Annotated in this window: 13 protein-coding genes; 5 read left to right on the top strand and 8 right to left on the bottom strand. The window is 72.1% G+C overall.

Annotation, left to right across the window (positions count from 1 at the left end; all coding sequences use genetic code 11):
* Window positions 1-405: 405 nt before the first annotated feature.
* Window positions 406-1575, bottom strand: coding sequence for a steroid 3-ketoacyl-CoA thiolase (locus tag ACZ4WH_RS42640; RefSeq protein ID WP_468191336.1), 1170 nt, complete (start codon window positions 1573-1575; stop codon window positions 406-408).
* A 230-nt stretch (window positions 1576-1805) separates the two neighbouring features.
* Here ACZ4WH_RS42640 and ACZ4WH_RS42635 point away from each other — a divergent pair, with 230 nt between their 5' ends.
* Window positions 1806-3041 carry a cytochrome P450 gene (locus tag ACZ4WH_RS42635; protein ID WP_468191333.1) on the top strand — a complete coding sequence of 412 codons (1236 nt, stop codon included), beginning with the start codon at window positions 1806-1808 and terminating at the stop codon, window positions 3039-3041.
* Between the two features lie 40 nt (window positions 3042-3081).
* Here the strand turns inward: ACZ4WH_RS42635 and ACZ4WH_RS42630 are convergent, their stop codons facing one another.
* Window positions 3082-3771 carry a YoaK family protein gene (locus ACZ4WH_RS42630; RefSeq protein WP_468191330.1) on the bottom strand — a complete coding sequence of 230 codons (690 nt, stop codon included), beginning with the start codon at window positions 3769-3771 and terminating at the stop codon, window positions 3082-3084.
* Between the two features lie 118 nt (window positions 3772-3889).
* Here ACZ4WH_RS42630 and ACZ4WH_RS42625 point away from each other — a divergent pair, with 118 nt between their 5' ends.
* Window positions 3890-5143 carry an alpha/beta hydrolase gene (locus ACZ4WH_RS42625; protein ID WP_468191327.1) on the top strand — a complete coding sequence of 418 codons (1254 nt, stop codon included), beginning with the start codon at window positions 3890-3892 and terminating at the stop codon, window positions 5141-5143.
* A gap of 68 nt (window positions 5144-5211) precedes the next feature.
* Here the strand turns inward: ACZ4WH_RS42625 and ACZ4WH_RS42620 are convergent, their stop codons facing one another.
* The 6 genes from ACZ4WH_RS42620 to ACZ4WH_RS42595 form a co-directional block, all read right to left on the bottom strand.
* Window positions 5212-5625, bottom strand: a complete 414-nt coding sequence (locus ACZ4WH_RS42620) for an aggregation-promoting factor C-terminal-like domain-containing protein (protein WP_468191324.1) — start codon at window positions 5623-5625, stop codon at window positions 5212-5214.
* Between the two features lie 334 nt (window positions 5626-5959).
* Window positions 5960-6796: an ECF transporter S component gene (locus ACZ4WH_RS42615; RefSeq protein WP_468191322.1), complete on the bottom strand. Its 837-nt coding sequence runs from the start codon at window positions 6794-6796 to the stop codon at window positions 5960-5962.
* Window positions 6793-8742, bottom strand: a complete 1950-nt coding sequence (locus ACZ4WH_RS42610; protein ID WP_468191320.1) for an ATP-binding cassette domain-containing protein — start codon at window positions 8740-8742, stop codon at window positions 6793-6795. Before ACZ4WH_RS42610 ends, ACZ4WH_RS42615 begins: the two co-directional genes overlap by 4 nt.
* A complete protein-coding gene (locus tag ACZ4WH_RS42605) occupies window positions 8739-9869 on the bottom strand; it encodes an energy-coupling factor transporter transmembrane component T (RefSeq protein ID WP_468191318.1) in 1131 nt (376 codons plus the stop codon). The genes ACZ4WH_RS42610 and ACZ4WH_RS42605 overlap by 4 nt, the downstream gene beginning before the upstream one ends.
* A 112-nt stretch (window positions 9870-9981) precedes the next feature.
* Window positions 9982-10626: an SCO2322 family protein gene (locus ACZ4WH_RS42600; protein ID WP_468191316.1), complete on the bottom strand. Its 645-nt coding sequence runs from the start codon at window positions 10624-10626 to the stop codon at window positions 9982-9984.
* Complete coding sequence (locus ACZ4WH_RS42595) at window positions 10623-11825, bottom strand: prenyltransferase/squalene oxidase repeat-containing protein (protein WP_468191339.1); 1203 nt, start codon at window positions 11823-11825, stop codon at window positions 10623-10625. The genes ACZ4WH_RS42600 and ACZ4WH_RS42595 overlap by 4 nt, the downstream gene beginning before the upstream one ends.
* A 703-nt stretch (window positions 11826-12528) precedes the next feature.
* On the opposite strand from ACZ4WH_RS42595, the gene ACZ4WH_RS42590 reads away from it, so the two are divergent.
* The 3 genes from ACZ4WH_RS42590 to ACZ4WH_RS42580 form a co-directional block, all read left to right on the top strand.
* On the top strand, window positions 12529-13131 hold the full coding sequence (locus tag ACZ4WH_RS42590; RefSeq protein ID WP_468191314.1) for a hypothetical protein: 603 nt from the start codon (window positions 12529-12531) through the stop codon (window positions 13129-13131).
* Window positions 13128-13793 (top strand): hypothetical protein, encoded by a 666-nt coding sequence (locus ACZ4WH_RS42585; protein WP_468191311.1) that lies wholly within the window; start codon window positions 13128-13130, stop codon window positions 13791-13793. Before ACZ4WH_RS42590 ends, ACZ4WH_RS42585 begins: the two co-directional genes overlap by 4 nt.
* Window positions 13793-17142: putative T7SS-secreted protein (locus ACZ4WH_RS42580; protein WP_468191308.1), on the top strand; the 3350-nt coding region annotated here is incomplete at its 3' end. The genes ACZ4WH_RS42585 and ACZ4WH_RS42580, both read left to right, overlap by 1 nt.

The following is a 17142-nucleotide window of genomic DNA, read 5'->3' as shown; positions in this document are numbered from 1 at the left end:
CTGAGGGGCTCATGGGACGCCCTCGACAGGAGGCCAGGCCCCCGCTCGGACCCGCCCACCCACCGGCCGCAAGCCGCCGATCCCACCCGGCGTGCAGGCGCACCACCCACCGGGCGCGCGCCGCTAAACCGGCCCGGCGTGCAGGCGAGGCGCGAGGGCGCACCCCTCGCGCCGGGTGCGCGCCCAACTGGGCTGAGGGCCCGGTACCGGTGAGGCGGCCACTTTCCTCCGGGCCGCCCGCTCGCTTCTTCCTCGTGCTGGAGCGGGCCGGGTCAAGGGTGGCCCGGAGGGCCATCGCCGCAGGCGACGCGGAACGCGCCCTTTACTCGGCCCGCGGAAGCACGACACTGGCCAGGAAGCGGGCGGCCCAACAGCAACACCACAGCCGGCGTCCGGCGTCCGGGCCTACAGCCGCTGGATGATCGTTCCCGTTGCCAAGCCGCCCCCCGCGCACATCGTGATCAGGGCGAACTCCTTGTCGGTGCGTTCCAGTTCGTGCAGGGCCGTCGTGATCAGGCGTGCGCCCGTCGCTCCGACCGGGTGGCCCAGGGCGATCGCGCCGCCGTTGACGTTGACCTTCTCCAGGGTCTGGTCGAAGACCTGCGCCCAGCTCAGTACGACGGAGGCGAACGCCTCGTTGATCTCGACCAGGTCGATGTCCTTCAACGACATGCCCGCCTTGCCCAGCACCGCGCGCGTGGCGTCGATCGGGCCGTCCAGGTGGAAGTGCGGGTCGGCGCCCACGAGGGCCTGGGCGACGATCCTCGCCCTCGGCTTCAGCTTCAGGGCGCGAGCCATCCGTTTCGACGCCCACATGATCGCCGCGGCGCCGTCGGAGATCTGGGAGGAGTTGCCGGCCGTGTGCACGGCCTTCGGCATCACCGGCTTCAGGCCCGCCAGCGCCTCCGGCGACGTGTCCCGCAGCCCCTCGTCCTTGTCGACCAGGCGCCACATGCCCTGTCCGGCGTACTGCTCCTCCTCGGTCGTCGGCACCTGCACGGCGAAGGTCTCCCGCTTGAAGCGTTCCTCCGCCCATGCCAGAGCCGCCCGCTCCTGGGAGAGAAGGCCCAGCGCGTCGACGTTCTCGCGTGTCAGGCCACGGTGGCGCGCTATGCGTTCGGCCGCCTCGAACTGGTTGGGGAGGTCCACGTTCCACTCGTCGGGGAACGGTTTTCCCGGGCCGTGCTTGGAGCCTGAGCCCAGCGGGACCCGGGACATCGCCTCGACGCCGCAGCTGATCCCGACGTCGATCACGCCCGCCGCGACCATGTTGGCCACCATGTGCGAGGCCTGCTGCGAGGACCCGCACTGGCAGTCGACCGTCGTGGCCGCCGTCTCGTACGGCAGCCCCATGGTCAGCCAGGCCGTGCGCGCGGGGTTCATGGACTGCTCGCCGGCGTGGGTCACCGTGCCGCCGACGATCTGCTCGACGGCGTCGGCGGGGATGCCGGTGCGGCCGAGGAGTTCACGGTAGGTCTCGCCCAGGAGGTAGGCGGGGTGCAGGTTGGCGAGCGCGCCGCCGCGCTTGCCGATCGGGGTGCGGACGGCTTCGACGATCACGGGTTCGGCGGCCATGGGTGCGGGTCCTCTCCGAGAGGGCTCTCCTCCAGAACTAGTACGCGTTCTAGTTCTGTTCAGCAGTCTGCTGACGTGACGACCGTCACCGCAAGGGTCTTGCAGGTGTCGACGCTGGGATCTGCGCGACTTCCGCACCGATTGGGGATGCCGTACCTCTTGCGACTTGTAGAACCCGTTACTACCTTCGCGGCACTCGCTGATGGACCGTCAGATGGCTGGAGTCGCCGATGCCCTGTCCAGCGCTGCCCGACGGGTTCGACCTCACCGACCCCGATCTGCTGCACCACCGTGTGCCCCTCCCGGAGTTCGCCGAGCTGCGCCGTACCGAGCCGGTCCGCTGGATCCCGCAGCAGCGCGGCATCGCGGGCTTCACCGACACCGGCTACTGGGCCGTGACCCGGCACGCCGACGTCAAGTACGTCTCCACGCACCCGGAACTCTTCTCCTCCTCCCTCAACACCGCGATCATCCGCTTCAACGAGCACATCCAGCGCGAGACGATCGACGCGCAGCGGCTGATCCTGCTCAACATGGATCCACCGGAACATACGCGGGTGCGCCAGATAGTGCAGCGCGGGTTCACGCCACGCTCCATCCGCGCGCTGGAGGACCGGCTGCGTGCCCGCGCCGAGGCTATCGTCGCCGCCGCCCGCGCCCGCTCCGGGCCTTTCGACTTCGTCTCCGAGGTCGCCTGCGAACTGCCCTTGCAGGCCATCGCCGAGCTGATCGGCGTCCCGCAGCAGGACCGGTCCAAGATCTTCGACTGGTCCAACAAGATGATCGCCTACGACGACCCCGAGTACGCGATCACCGAGGAGGTCGGCGCGCAGTCGGCCGCCGAGATCATCGCCTACGCCATGAACATGGCCGCCGAGCGCAAGCGGTGCCCGGCCCACGACATCGTGACGACCCTGGTGGCGGCGGAGGACGAAGGCAACCTGAACTCGGACGAGTTCGGCTTCTTCGTGCTGATGCTGGCGGTGGCCGGTAACGAGACCACCCGCAACGCCATCACCCACGGCATGCACGCCTTCCTCACCCACCCCGAGCAGTGGGACCTCTTCCGGCGTGAGCGCCCGTCCACCACGGCCGAGGAGATCGTCCGCTGGGCGACCCCGGTCAACTCCTTCCAGCGGACGGCGACGCAGGACACGGAACTGGGCGGCGTACTGATCCAGAAGGGCGACCGGGTCGGCCTGTTCTACGCCTCGGCCAACCATGACCCCGAGGTCTTCACCGACCCCGACACCTTCGACATCACCCGCGACCCCAACCCCCACCTGGGCTTCGGCGGAGGCGGTCCCCACTACTGCCTCGGCAAGTCCCTCGCCGTCCTGGAGATCGACCTCATCTTCAACGCCGTCGCCGACGCCATGCCCGGCCTGCACCTCGCCGACGCGCCCCGCCGGCTGCGTTCGGCCTGGATCAACGGCGTCAAGGAACTGCGGGTCAGCGCAGGGTGACGGGATCGGCGGCCGGGGCGCCGTCCCCGGTTCTCAGTTCTCATTCCCGGCCCGAGACCGCCACCGCCAGTGCCCCCGACACCAGTGCCGCCAGCAGCAGGGGGATGCCCAGGCCGTGGTGGAGGACCAGCCAGGCGCCCAGGCAGGCGCCGGCGACCATGGCGAGGACCGAGGCCGAGCGGCGCAGATAGCGGCGGCTCGTGGCGTCACCGAGGCGGGACTCGGAGGCCAGGCCGGTCAGGGTCATCGTCACGACGGTGGTGGTGATCAGGTCGGGCACGCGGAACGTGCGGACCGTCGCGGTGCGCAGGCCCATCGCGAAGGCCGTGAGGCCGATCAGGACGTCCCGGGTTCCGGCGGTGTCCGGCCGGATGAAGGCCACGGCCGCCGCCACGCCGACCAGCACCGCCTCCGCCGCCAGGGCCAGCCGGGCCGAGCGGCGGCGGGAGCCCCGGCCGTGGCGGGCCGTCACCCGGCCGCCGGTCACCGCGCCCAGCAGGAAGCAGATCAGGGACGTGACCGCGTGGCGCACGGAGAAGTCCGGGACGCCGGCCGCGGCGAAGCCGAGGATGACCACGCTGCCGGTCACGTTGGCCGTGAAGACCCGGCCCAGACCCAGAAAGCTGACGGCGTCGATCAGGCCGCTGACCAAGGTCAGCGCCAGCAGTACGGCCACCAGGCGCAGCCCGCGCGTCTCCGGGTCCCGTACCGGCGGTGTCGGCGTCGTCATCGTTCCTCCGAAGGGACAGGAGGTGGAAAGAAGTCCACCCGGCGCGCGAAAGAAGTCCACCCGGGGACGGGGGGCTCTCGGATGTCCCGGCGCAGCCTGCGTCCGTAGCGTTCGGGACATGACTCAGGACACGCGCAAAACGGTGGAAAAGCAGCCCGGTCGGCCCATCCGCACGGGCCCGGCGGTCACCCTGGGTGCCCTGGCGCTCGTCGGTGTCGCCGGGGTGGTGCCGGGGGTCCCCGGCGCCGACGGGCAGCGGTCCGGCGAGCGCGGGGAGGTCGTGTCCGTCGTACCGGTCGCCGCGCACAGCCGTACCGAGGTCGCCCGGGCGCTGCGCGCGCGGCACATCGGTGCCGCCCCGGTGCGCCACGGCGTCCTCGCCTACCGGGTGACGTACCGCACGGTGGACCCGCAGGGCCGGCCCACCACCGCCACCGGCCTGCTCACCGTCCCGTCCGGCGGCGGGCACCGCCTCGGGCTCGTCTCCGACACGCACGGCACCATGGCCAACCGGTCCTACGCGCCCTCCGTGGCCGAGGCCGCGCGGACCCAGTCGTACCTCTTCGCCGCAACGGGGCGCGCGGTGGCCGCGCCCGACTATCTGGGGCTGGGCGAGGGGCCCGGCCGGCACCCTTATATGGACACCCGGTCCGCGGTGACCGCCTCGGTGGACATGCTGCGCGCGACCCGGACGGCGGCCGGTCTGCTGGGGCGCTCACTCACCGGGGACCTGTACGTCACCGGGTTCTCCCAGGGCGGGCAGGTGGCGATGGCGCTGGCCCGGGCCGTGCAGGGCGGGGACGCGGCCGGGTTCCGGCTGAAGGCCGTCGCGCCGGTGGCGGGGCCGTACGACCTCCAGGGCACCGAGGAGCCGGCGCTGACCGACGGCCGGGTCAACGACGTGAGCGGGGTGTTCTATCTCTCATACTTCCTCGTGGCCCAGAACCGCCTGCACCCCATCTACAAGGACCCCGCCGAGGTGTTCCGGCAGCCGTACGCCGAGCGCGTCGAGCGGCTCTTCGACGGGCGGCACAAGGACGAGGACATCGTGCGTCAGCTCGCCCCGGACGTACGGCGGTTGCTCACCGACCGCTTCTACCGGCAGCTCCGCAGGCCCACCGGCGGCCTGCTCACGGCCCTGCGCGCCAACGGCCACGCCTGCGACTGGAAGCCCGAGGTGCCGGTACGGCTGTACGCGGGCAACCGCGACACCGACGTACCGATCGGCAATGCCCGGACATGCGCGCGCACCCTCGCCCAGCGGGGGGCGAGGGTGCGGGTGCTGGAGGTGGGACCGGTCGACCACTTCGGGTCGGACCGGGCCGCGCTGGCCGGGATCGCGCGCTGGTTCAGCGGGGGCGCGGCTCAGTGAGGGCTGGCTGGGTGACCGGTGGCTCGGAGCCAGGTGGTCCGGTGCCGGGTGGCTTGGTGCCGGGTGGCTCAGTACCAGCCGTTGGCCTGCCAGAAGTTCCAGGCCTTGGCCGGGCTGCCGTAGCGGGAGTTCATGTAGTCCAGGCCCCACTTGATCTGGGTGGCCGGGTTGGTCTTCCAGTCGCCACCGGCGGAGGCCATCTTCGAGGCCGGCAGGGCCTGGACCAGACCGTAGGCACCGGACGAGCTGTTGGTGGCGGAGGGGTTCCAGCCGCTCTCGTGCTCGACGATCTTGCTGAACGCGTTGAACTGCGCGGCGTCCGGGATCATCTTGTGCGCGATCGCCTGGGCGGAGGAGGCCGAGCCGGTGGCGGCCTCGGCGGGCGCCGCGGTCAGAGCCATACCGACGGTGGCGGCGGCCACGGCGGCGGTGGTGAGGGCCTTCTTCGGGGAAGCGATGCGGCGGATGAAGGAGACGGACACGGAGAACCTCTTGCGTCGGGGACGGTGGGATCGCCCGCACGGGAAGGACCACACGGTGTGGCCTCATGCGGCGGCGCCGCGGCCCGGGTGGGCTCGTGGCGCCTGGCGACGTCGTCCAGAGAAGCAGGCCCGGAACCCGTCCGCAATGACCCCTTTTACTAGTTGTGGCCGGATCGGCGGCAAACGTCCGCGCTGTGACGTGGGTCGCAAAGTGCAGGTCAGAAGGGGTGCACGAGAGGATGTAACGGACAAATAGGTCTACTATCGCGGATCGTAGGTGACGTGCGTCATGTGGGGTGCTTCACCGGCCCGCTCACGTCGTGGAAGCGAGTCGTCACCCAGCCGGACCGTCGAATGTGACCGCGGTCTCGAAAGCGGCCCGTCGTGTGGCCCGGCGCAGCGCCCGCAGCACCGCCGGACCGACGACGACGGTCAGCACCACCGTGCAGACCGCCCGGCCCAGGTCCCAGCCGAGCGAGGTGGCCAGGCAGTACGCGACGAAGTGGGCCAGGTTCTCGGCGACCGGGGCATCGCCGTGGAAGGAGATGTTCGAGGCCGCCGCGTTCAGAAAGGGCCAGCCGGCCAGGTTCATGACCGTGCCGTAGGCGAAGGCCGCGAGAAAGCCGTAGCCGGCGAGCATCAGCAGCTCGCCACGACCGCGCAGCCGGACCGGCCCGGGCAGCAGGCCCGCGCCCATGGTGAACCAGCCCATCGACAGCATCTGGAACGGCAGCCACGGCCCCACCCCGCCCGTGAGCAGCGCGGACGCGAACATCGTCACCGAGCCCAGCGCGAAGCCGAAGCCCGGGCCGAGCACCCGTCCGCTGAGCACCATCAGGAAGAACATGGGCTCCAGCCCCGCCGTACCCGCGCCGATCGGCCGCAGCGCCGCCCCCGTCGCGGCCAGCACGCCCAGCATGGCCACGGCCTTCGGCCCGAGATCCGACTCCGAGATCGTCGCCGAGACCACCGCCACCAGCAGCACCAGCAGGCCCGAGAAGAGCCAGGGCGCGTCCTGGGCGTGCGCGTTCAGCTGGGAGGCGGGCGGGGCGAGGAAGGGCCAGCCGAAGGCGACCACACCGACCGCGCTGGTCAGCGCCAGCGCGGCGAGCGAGCGGGGGCCGAGACGGACGGCGTGCGCCCGTGCGGCGGTGCGTGTGCCGTGACTCACCTCAGCGCCTCCCGCACCTGGGCCACCGTCAGCCACTGCTGCGGGGCCAGGATCTTGGTCACCTGCGGGGCGAAGGACGGGGAGGACACCACGATCTCGGCCGTCGGACCGTCGGCGATCACCTCTCCCTCGGCCAGCAGCACCACCCGGTGGGCCAGCTCGGCGGCCAGTTCCACGTCATGCGTCGCCAGCACGATCGCGTGCCCCTCGGCCGCCAGCCCGCGCAGTACGGCGACCAGGCGGGCCTTGGCCGCGTAGTCCAGGCCGCGCGTCGGCTCGTCGAGGAGGAGCAGCGGCGGACGGGCGGTCAGCACCACGGCCAGCGCGAGCGCCAGACGCTGGCCCTCCGACAGATCCCGGGGGTGCGTGTCGTCCGTGACACCCGGCAGCAGCTCGGACACCAGGGCCCGGCAGGTGCCGGGCGCGGCAGCCGCGTCCCGGTCGGCCGCCGCGCACTCGGCGGCGACGGTGTCGGTGTACAGCAGGTCGCGCGGCTCCTGGGGGACCAGACCGACGCGGCGGACGAGGTCCTGGGGCGGTGTGCGGTGGGGTACGGCGCCGCCGACGTCGACGGTCCCCGAGCTGGGCGCCACCAGGCCGACGAGCGAGCCGAGGAGGGTGGACTTGCCGGCGCCGTTGCGGCCCATGAGCGCGATGGTCTCGCCGGGGGTGACGGTCAGGTCTATGTGCCGCAGGGCCTGGATGTGGTCGCGGCGGACGGAGAGGTCGCGGACCTCGGCGATGTGCGGTCGCGGGGGTTGCCGGGTGGGGGTGGGGCGGCGCCGGAAGAGGGAGCGGCGGGCGGGGGTGCCGGGTTCCCGGTGCGGGGGCTGGCCGGGAGTCGGGCCGCTTGCCCGCGCTCGCGGGCTGCCTCCCCCACGCTCGGCTTCGCTCGCGCGGGGTGACCCCCATTGCCCATCCGTGTGGCCCTTGGCGGCACGACTGCCCGCGGCTGCGGTGGCGGGGGTGCCCACGGGTGCGGCGGTGATGCCGCCGCCCGTGGCTGCGGCGGTGTGGCTGGCCGCACCTCCAGCGGCGGGGGTGCCCGAAGCTACGGCGGCGGGGCTGCCCGCGGTTACGGCGGCAGGGGTGCCCGGGGCTACGGCGGTGTGGGGGGCGCCAGGTGTGGTGGTGGACAGGTGGGTGCGGAGGGTGGGGGCTTGGCGGCGGGCGTCTCGGATGGTCAGGGGGAGGGGGGACCAGCCGGCCAGGCGGCCCAGGGCCACCACCGGGGGGTACACCGGTGACACGGCCATCACCTCGGCCGGGGGGCCGGTGACCGGGGCGGCGCCGGGGGCGGGGAGGAGGACGACCCGGTCGGCGTACTGGATGACCCGTTCCAGGCGGTGCTCGGCCATCAGGACCGTCGTCCCCAGGTCGTGCACCAGCCGTTGCAGCACGGCCAGCACCTCCTCGGCGGCGGCCGGGTCCAGCGCGGAGGTCGGCTCGTCCAGGACCAGCACCTGGGGGTGCGGGGTGAGGACCGAGCCGATCGCGACCCGTTGCCGCTGCCCGCCGGAGAGGGTGGCGATCGGGCGGCTGCGCAGTCCGGCGAGGCCCAGCAGGTCGAGGGTCTCCTCCACCCGGCGCCGCATCACCGCCGGGGCGAGCCCCAAGGACTCCATGCCGTAGGCGAGTTCGTCCTCCACGGTGTCCGTCACGAAGTGCGCGAGCGGGTCCTGGCCCACCGTGCCGACCACGTCGGCGAGTTGACGCGGCTGATGGGTACGGGTGTCCCGGCCCGCCACCGTCACGCGGCCGCGCAGGGTGCCGCCGGTGAAGTGCGGGACCAGCCCGCTCACCGCGCCCAACACGGTCGACTTGCCGACCCCGGACGGACCGGCGAGCAGCACCAGTTCGCCCTCGGGGACCTCGAAGTCGACGCCGGTGACGGTGGGCCGGGCCGCACCCCCGTACGTCACGCTGACATCCTCGAAGCGGATCACGACGGCTCCCTGGGGACGACGAAGGCGGGCAGCAGGGCGAGCAGGACGGCCGCGGCGGGCCAGAGCGGCAGCGTGGGCGCGACGAGGGGTACGACCCCGGGGTGCAGTGCCCGTGGATCGCGGACGGAGGCGAGCGTGAGCAGCGCGGCCACCGCGGCGCCGGAGCCCGTGACCAGCCAGGCGCGCGGGCCCCACGGGTCCGGGCGGTACCGGGTGCGAAGGGAGCGCCGGCCGCCCAGCCGCAGCCCGGCGAGCGCGGCGACGACTCCGGCGAGCAGCACGGGAAGCCCGTACGTACCCCCTGCCGCCGTCAGCAGCCCGTACGTGCCCGCGCACACGCCGAGCAGCCCGCCGAGGGTGAGGGCGGCCGTCGTACGGCGGACCCGGGCGGGAACCTCGGCGGTACGGCCGTAGCCGCGGGCCTCCATCGCGGCGGCGAGCGCGACCGAGCGCTCCAACGCGCCCTCCAGGACCGGCAGTCCGACCTGGAGCAGGCCCCGTACACCCCGGTCCGGGCGCCCGCGCAGGCGGCGGGCGGCGCGCAGCCGCTGCACGTCGGCGATCAGGTGGGGCGCGAAGGTGAGGGCGACGACCACGGCCACACCCGTCTCGTACAGGGCGCCGGGCAGGGACTTGAGAAGGCGGGTGGGGCTGGCGAGGGCGTTCGCGGCGCCGACGCAGATGAGCAGGGTGGCGAGCTTCAGGCCGTCGTACGCGGCGAAGACGACCGCCTCGGCGGTGACCCGGCCGCCCAGCCGGATGCCCTGCGCCCAGTGCGGCAGCGGGACTTCGGGGAGCGTGAGGAGCGTGTGCGTGCCGGGGACGGGTGAGCCGAGCGCCACCGCGAACAGGACGCGGATGAGGAGGACGGCGAGGGCGAGTCGGACGAAGGCCGTGTAGGAGCGGGCCCAGGGGGCGGGGGAGCGGTGCGTCGCCACGACGTAGGCGGAGGCGGATATGAGGAGGGCGAGGAGGAGGGGGTTGGTGGTACGGGTGGCGGCGACCCCGAGCGACACCGCCCAGAGCCACCAGGCACCGGGATGCAGGAGGGCCCGGGGCGAGCGCCCCGAAGGGGCGAAGGGCGCCGTCTGGTGTGCGGCTGCCGCCGCGTGGGCGCGAGTGGCCACGACGGCCCCGCGCTCGCACGACGGCCCGTGCTCACCCGGACTCATGGCGTTCCCGTGCTCAGCCGGACTCATCGCGTTCCCGTGCTCAGCCGGACCCATCGCGTTCCCGTGCTCACCCGGACGCATCGCGCCGCCGACGTGCCTGCCACACCGCCGCGCCCGCCAGCAGGCCGACCACGGCCGCGCCGATCGGCAGCCCCAGCGAGGGCCCGCTGTCGGCCCCGCTTCCGCCTCCGCCGCTCCGCTTCCCCTCGGCGGAGACCTGCTCCCCGCACCCCTCCTCCGGATACCCGGCGATGGCGCACAGCAGGGCGTTGGTGTCGTACCGGAGCGGCTTCGCCACAGCGGCCAGCGCGTCCGCGGTGGTCGCGTCGGACGGCACCCGCGCGCACGCCGTACGACGCCCCGGCGGGGTCTCGCCGGACGGCGCGTCCGAGGGCGTGCCGAAGTCGAGGACCAGCGCCACCCGCTTGGTGCCCGACGTGGCCGGCGTACCGGCACAGACCGTGTCGAAGTCCGCCGTACCGCGCGGCCGGTTCGCGTCCGCCGAGTCCGCGCTCACCGCGAACCGGAAGCCCTGGACCGCGCCGTCGTCGGGGCGGACGAAGGCCGGGCCCTGGGTGGCGTACGTCCAGTGGCCGCCGGTGCGTTCCCAGAAGGACCAGTAGCGGTAGCCGGTGGCACCGGCCGGCCCGGCGGAGCCGAGGAGCAGCAGCGCGGCGACGAGCACCGGCACGGCACGGCGGACGACGGTCACGGCTGCCGCTTCTTCCGGCCGCTGAGCAGGAAGCCGATGCCGATGCCGGCGACGAGGCCGACACCGACGATCCACCAGACGCCCGTGCCGGAGTCGTCGTCGGACTTCTCCTTGTGCTCGGCGGCGGAGTCCATGTGCGGGGCGGGGCCGAGGGCGTTGAGGGAGCGGACCAGGCTGGTGCCGCCGAAGTCGCCCGGCTGCTGCCCGATCGCGTGGGCGGCGAGGATCAGCTGGGCATAGGCGGCGGGGCCGGTCTGTGCCGCCCACGGGCCGGCGTTCTTCTCCAGCCAGGCGTAGGCCTTCTTCGCGGGCTCGGTCCGGCCGTCCGCGGCGAGCGCGACGACGGCGTCCGCGGTGTTGCCGAAGTCGGGCTGGTCCGTGGCGCCGGGCAGGGCGGACTGGAGGTGACCGGTCCTGGCGACGGCCGCTGCCAGGTAGGCGCCGGCGTTGTCGGCGACCTGGGTGCGGGTCTCGGCCCCGGCGCAGGTGTCCCGCGCCGGGGCCTTGCCGGTCTGCGCCACGAAGCCCTTGCCGAGGGCGCCCAGCAGGCCGGCCGCCGTCGCGTCCGCGTTGGCGAGCAGCTTGCCCTTCTTGTCCGGCTGGTAGGCGAGGGCGCCGCCGCCGTCCTGGTCGCAGGGGATGGACCAGGAGGGCAGGGCGTCGTACGGGGACTTGCCGGACTTCTGGACGTCCGCCGGGTCGGTGCCGGCCGCGGTCAGCGCGCCGATGACGACGGACGTGGAGTTGGTGTCGCTGGGGCCGCCGGGGTAGTAGCCCCAGCCGCCGTCCTTGTTCTGCACGGACTTGAGCCAGTCCACGGCCTTGTCGACGGCGATGCCGTGCCCGTCGGTCGCGGCGAGGGCCTGGACGGCGGCGGCCGTGCTGTTGGTGTCGGCCTTGACCTTGTCGTCGCACGGCCCCGCGGGGGCGGCGCGGAAGGCGGCGAAGGAGCCGTTCGCGCACTGCTGGCCGGTGAGCCAGTCCACGGCCGCGGCGGCCGGCCGGTAGCCGAGGGTCCGCTGGGCGAGCAGCGTCAGCGACTGCCGCCACACGCCGTCGTACGTCGGGTCCCCCTTGCCGTACAGCCCGGACGGGACCGTCACCTTCGACGACGGGGACGGTTCGGCGGCCGTGGCGGGCGCGGCGGCGGCCAGCACGCCTACGGCGGCGAGAGCCGCGGCACTGCGGCGGACGTTCATGGTCGGCGACTGCCTCTCCTGCGGGGAGCCGGGCATCGCACGGGTGACACCCCGGGCGGCTCGGCTCCGTAGACCTCGACGGTGCCGTGCGCGGCGGGCCGCCGTCGCACGTGAGCCGGTCAACGTCCCGTCCGGGGCGGTCCGGCTCACCGCCTCGGTGGCGGCACACGGATGGGGGTGCCCCCGGCGCGAGCGCAGCCGAGAGCTGGGGGAAGGTCAGCGCCGGAATTGCACCGGCTTCCCCCCGTACGGGTGTGATGACGACCCGCGCTACTTTACCGGCCGCCCTGCGCGGGCTGAGGGGTGGCCGTGCGCACAGGGAAACGGTGACCGGGGTCACGGCCGGGACGGGCCCGGGGGAACAGCCGGGGAACCTTTCTGGCCTGGGCCGTTCGACGGCGCAGGTGCCGCAGCGGGATCGACGCGGCAGCCGGGGGTGCTGTGCTGACGTATGTACGACAGCACAGCGATCCAGCTCCAGCTATGGCCACCCTTACGTGCCCCACCTGCTGCTGGAGCGGCTGCTTGGTCAGACACTCATCTGCATGCGGTGCGCTGAAACGGGCTGAGTGTGCCCAGATTGAGATGCGGTGTCCGCTGATCGACCTGACCAAGCCCCCCGCCGTGTGCTGACACGTGCTGAGATCAAGGTGGGCTGGGTGTCGGGTTGTCCCCTCCAGTTGCAGTTGTGATGATGGGCTGCATGTCTGAACACGGGGGCGGGGCAGACGAGGCACCGCGCAGCAGCGTTCCTAGATCACGGCTGTACGACTATGCGGAGATGACGGTGCCTTCGTGGGAGAAGGCGGCGCCGGAAGAACCACTGACGGAGACGGCGTCCGAGCCTCAACCCTCGTCTGCTGAGGGAGTCGAAGCGGCCATACGAACCGAGGAAGCCGAGAAGATCAAAGCCCGCATGCGTGAGTTCGCCATTCTGCTTGGCGAGTTCCGCCGTACACCGGTCTTGGTGCCGTTGGGCGACGGCTCCGGACGGGACTCCGATCGTGGCCTGCTCACGGCGGACTTCGGTGGTGTTCGCTGGATCTACGCCTTCTCGAACGAGCAGGCTCTGGCGCGTTTCGCGGTCGCGCGGGGTGAGGGTGACCGGGAGTGGCCGTATCAGCGGTGGCTGGGGGCGCGTCTGCTGGACGCGGCGGTTCCGGCGGTCGGGGTGCCGTGCGGGGTGGCGCTGGACTGTGCGGACGGGGAGGACGGGGCGGTCTTTCCTCCGGTGCGGGGGATCGTGCCGGATGAGGTGGCGGTGGACGTCGACGCGGCAGCGGCGGACAAGGGGGACGAGCGGTGACCGGGGGCGGCGGCAAGGATCTGGCGACGCAGGGGCTCGGTCTGATCGCCAAGGGGCTGACCGAGGCGCTGGGCGAGCTGAAAGAGCTGGGCATGGTCGGCGAGGCCGGTGCCGGGCGTGGTTTCTCGGACATCGCCCTGTCCGGGCTGGAGCTGGGCCACGAAGGCCTCACGGACGAGTTCGAGTCCTTCTGCGAACGCTGGGAATGGGGCGTGCGCTCGCTGATCAACGAGGGCAACGGCTTCGCCGCGAAGACGGGCCTGGCGGCGGGCACGTACTACGAGACCGACCAGTACGTCGACGGAACCTTCAAGATCGTCACCAATGCGGCCATCGGCAATCCGTACGCCTCCGAGGAGGACGTGCAGAAGATGGGCTATGGCGACATCGCCGCGTCCGGTGCGTACGGCGGGAACGTGGACTACAGCAAGGAGTCCTTCGAGCAGGCCTGGGACACCAGCAAGCAGGGCTGGAAGGACGCCACACGTGATGTGATGACCTCCCGCACGCTCGGACCGGTGCCCGGTGTGAACCCCGAGAACCTGCACAGCGCGCTGGGCATGTCCGACGAACAGTACGACCGGCTGGTGGACGACGTCGCCGGACCCTCGCCCGAGGCCCGTGCCCAGGCCGCCCAGGAGCAGCGCGGTGGTGAGGGCTGATGGGCTTCGGCGATGTGACCAACGCCCTTCTGGGTGGTGCCGAGGACCTCTACGACAAGGGCAAGAAGAAGCTCGGCGAGGGCGTCGACTGGACCACGGACAAGATCGGCGACGGCCTGGACCAGGTCGGCGCGCACAAGTGGGCCGACGTGGTGGAGGACTGGGGCGACGGCGTCGCCTCCGACCTCGGGGCGACCCCGGGCGAGCAGCAGCTCGGCCAGAGCGAGGAGGCGAACGAACTCGTCCACGGCAGCCCGGACAAGATCCGTCAGAGCGCGAAGCACCTGCGGGACTTCCACGGCGCGTTCGACAAGGTCGGCCAGGGGCTGAAGAAGGTCGACTCCTCCGGCTGGAAGGGCGAGGGCGGCGACGCCTTCCGGGAGAAGTTCGGCGTGCACCCCGCCAAGTGGGCGCAGGCGGCCGAGGCGTGCGACACGGCAGCGGCCGCCCTGGAGTCGTACGCCGACACCGTGAAGTGGGCACAAGGGCAGGCCAAAGAGGCCGTAGAGCTTTACAAGAAGGGCGTGAAGGCCTCCAAGGACGCGGTGGACGCGTACAACAAGAAGGTCGACGCCTACAACGCCAAGATCAAGGCCGACGAGGACCCGGGCCCCGGACCGGAGCCGTTCCACGACCCGGGCAAGGCCGACATCCAGGCCGCGCGGGAGAAGCTCGCCGAGGCCCGCAAGCAGCGCAACACCGCCGCCGCCGAGGCCCAGGGCCAGGTGAAGGCGGCGCTGGCCCACGCCCCCGCCGAGCCCCCGCCCCTGAACCGCCTCAAGGACGACTTCACCGACGGAGCGCTGTCCACCAGCATCGAACTGACCCACTTCGCCGGCGGCGTGGCCAAGGGCACCGCCGGCCTGGTCAACTTCGTCCGCGGCCTGAACCCCGCCGACCCCTACAACCTCACCCACCCGGCCGCCTACCTTCAGAACGTCAGCATGACGCTCTCCGGCCTGACCTCCACCGCAGCCCACCCCGAGCGGACCGCCCAGGTCGCCGTGGAGGGCTTCAAGAAGGACCCCTCGGAGTTCTTCGGGCGCCTTCTGCCCGAGATGATCGGCACGAAGGGCGCGGGACTGGCCCGGGGCGGACTGCGGCTCGGACTGAAGAAGGGCGCGGAGGAAGTCGCAGAGCAGGGAGTGCGCAAGGGTGCCCGGAATGCTGTTGAGGAGGGCGCGGAGGATGTCGCCCGCCGCCCGGTGGACAAGGTCTGCGAGAAGGACCCCGTCGACGTCGCGACCGGCCGGATGGTGCTGCCACAGACCGACGTTTCACTCCCCGGCACGCTGCCCCTTGTCGTCAAGCGCCAGTTCGAGTCGTCGTACAGGCTCGGTGGCTGGTTCGGACCGGCTTGGTCTTCCACGCTCGACCAGCGTCTGGAGATCGACTCACAGGGCGTCGTCTTCGTCGGCGAGGACGGACTGACACTGGCTTTCCCGCATCCGGCTCCAGGTCTGCCCACCCTGCCCAGCCACGGCCCACGCTGGTCGCTGGACCGCACGGACGACGGCTACACCCTCACAGACCCGGAGACGGGCCAGGTGCGGCGCTTCGCTGACCGCTCCGAGAGCCTGGCGGTAGTGGAACAGCTCGACGATCGCAATGGCACCTGGATAACGTTCGAGTACGACCCCACCGGAGCACCCAGCGCTCTCACCCACCGCGGCGGCTACCGCCTGCTGGTGTCGAGCGCCGACGGCCGTATCACCGCCCTGCGTATCGCGGGGGCAGCGGACGGCACCGAGCAGGAACTGATCCGCTACGGCTACACCGACGGCCACCTGACTGAGGTCGTCAACTCCTCCGGCCGCTCCACCCGCCTCGCATACGACCAGCGGGGGCGCATCACCTCTTGGACCGACACCAACGATAGCTACTTCACCTATGTCTACGACGACCAGGACCGCTGCACCCACCAGTCCGGCGCTGACGGCCACCTGGCCTCGACTTTCACCTACGGGCCAGTGGATCCCGACACCGGTGAGCACATCACGACCATCACCGACTCACAAGGTCACACCACCCACTATCTGATCAACCATCGCTGCCAGGTCATCGCCGAGACGAACGCGCTTGGCGACACCACCAGTTACAGACACGATCGTTACAACCGCCTGCTGTCCACTACGGACCCACTGGGCCTCACGACCACGTTCGAGTACGACGCCGCCGGCAACCTCACCCGGGTGGTCCGCCCGGACGGCCGCGAGACGCGGGCGGAGTACAACGACCTCGGCCTACCGGTGAAGGTCGTGAACCCGGACGGCACGGTGATCCGCCAGACGTATGACGACCGGGGCAACCGCACGTCGGTGACCGACCCGGCGGGCGGGACGACCCGGTTCGCCCACAACGAGGCCGGCCACCTGACGTCGGTGACGGACCCCTTGGGCCACACGACGACGGTCGTCTGCGACCGCACGGGCCTCCCGGTACAGGTGACGGACCCACTGGGCGCGACCACGCGCTACGAACGGAACGCCCTCGGCCTCCCCACCACGATCACGGACCCCACGGGCGCCACCACCCGCCTGGAATGGTCACTCGAAGGCCGGCTGACCCGCCGCACGGCTCCCGACGGCACGACGGAGACGTGGACCTACGACGGCGAGGGCAACTGCACGAGCCACACGGACCCGCTCGGCGGGGTCAGCCGCTTCGAGTACACCGACTTCGACCTGCTGACGGCCCGCACGGGCCCCGACGGCGTCCGGTACGAATTCGACCACGACACGGAACTGCGACTGACGAAGGTCACGAATCCGCAGGGGCTGACCTGGACGTACGAGTACGACGCGGTCGGCCGCCTGGTGGCTGAGACGGACTTCGACGACCGCACGCTGAGGTACGAGTACGACCCGGCGGGCCGCCTGGTCGCGCGGCACAACGCCCTCGGTGAGGAGGTGACCTTCGAGCGCAACGAACTCGGCCAAGTACTGCGCAAGGAGGCGGCGGGCCAGGTCACGACCTACGCGTACGACCTGACCGACCAACTGGCCCAGGCAACGGGCCCGGACGGCACCACACTCACCCTGCTGCGGGATCGCCACGGCCGCCTGCACTCGGAGACCGTCAACGGCCGTACGGTGACGTACACCTACGATGCGCTGGGCCGCCGCACAAGCCGCACCACCCCGACCGGGGCCAGGACGACATGGTCGTACGACGCGGTGGGCCGCCGCACGCGCATGGTGGCGTCGGGCCGGCCGATCGACTTCACGTACGACGAAGCGGGCCGCGAACTGACTCGCCACATCGACGGCACGGTCGCCCTGGAGCACTCCTTTGACCCCTTGGGCCGCCTGACAACCCAGTCGGTGACCGGTGCCGGCGGCCACCGGGT

The organism is Streptomyces sp. NPDC029138, from assembly GCF_055564375.1.
The sequence above is the reverse complement of the archived record's forward strand: the minus strand, read 5'-3'. Positions and strand labels throughout refer to the sequence as shown.

What these genes read in the sequence shown, in the direction of transcription:
- ACZ4WH_RS42640 (WP_468191336.1), bottom strand. Translation starts at nt 1,575, where the DNA reads ATGGCCGCCGAACCCGTGATCGTCGAAGCCGTCCGCACCCCGATCGGC.
- ACZ4WH_RS42630 (WP_468191330.1), bottom strand. Translation starts at nt 3,771, where the DNA reads ATGACGACGCCGACACCGCCGGTACGGGACCCGGAGACGCGCGGGCTG.
- ACZ4WH_RS42590 (WP_468191314.1), top strand. Translation starts at nt 12,529, where the DNA reads ATGTCTGAACACGGGGGCGGGGCAGACGAGGCACCGCGCAGCAGCGTT.
- ACZ4WH_RS42635 (WP_468191333.1), top strand. Translation starts at nt 1,806, where the DNA reads ATGCCCTGTCCAGCGCTGCCCGACGGGTTCGACCTCACCGACCCCGAT.
- ACZ4WH_RS42595 (WP_468191339.1), bottom strand. Translation starts at nt 11,825, where the DNA reads ATGAACGTCCGCCGCAGTGCCGCGGCTCTCGCCGCCGTAGGCGTGCTG.
- ACZ4WH_RS42625 (WP_468191327.1), top strand. Translation starts at nt 3,890, where the DNA reads ATGACTCAGGACACGCGCAAAACGGTGGAAAAGCAGCCCGGTCGGCCC.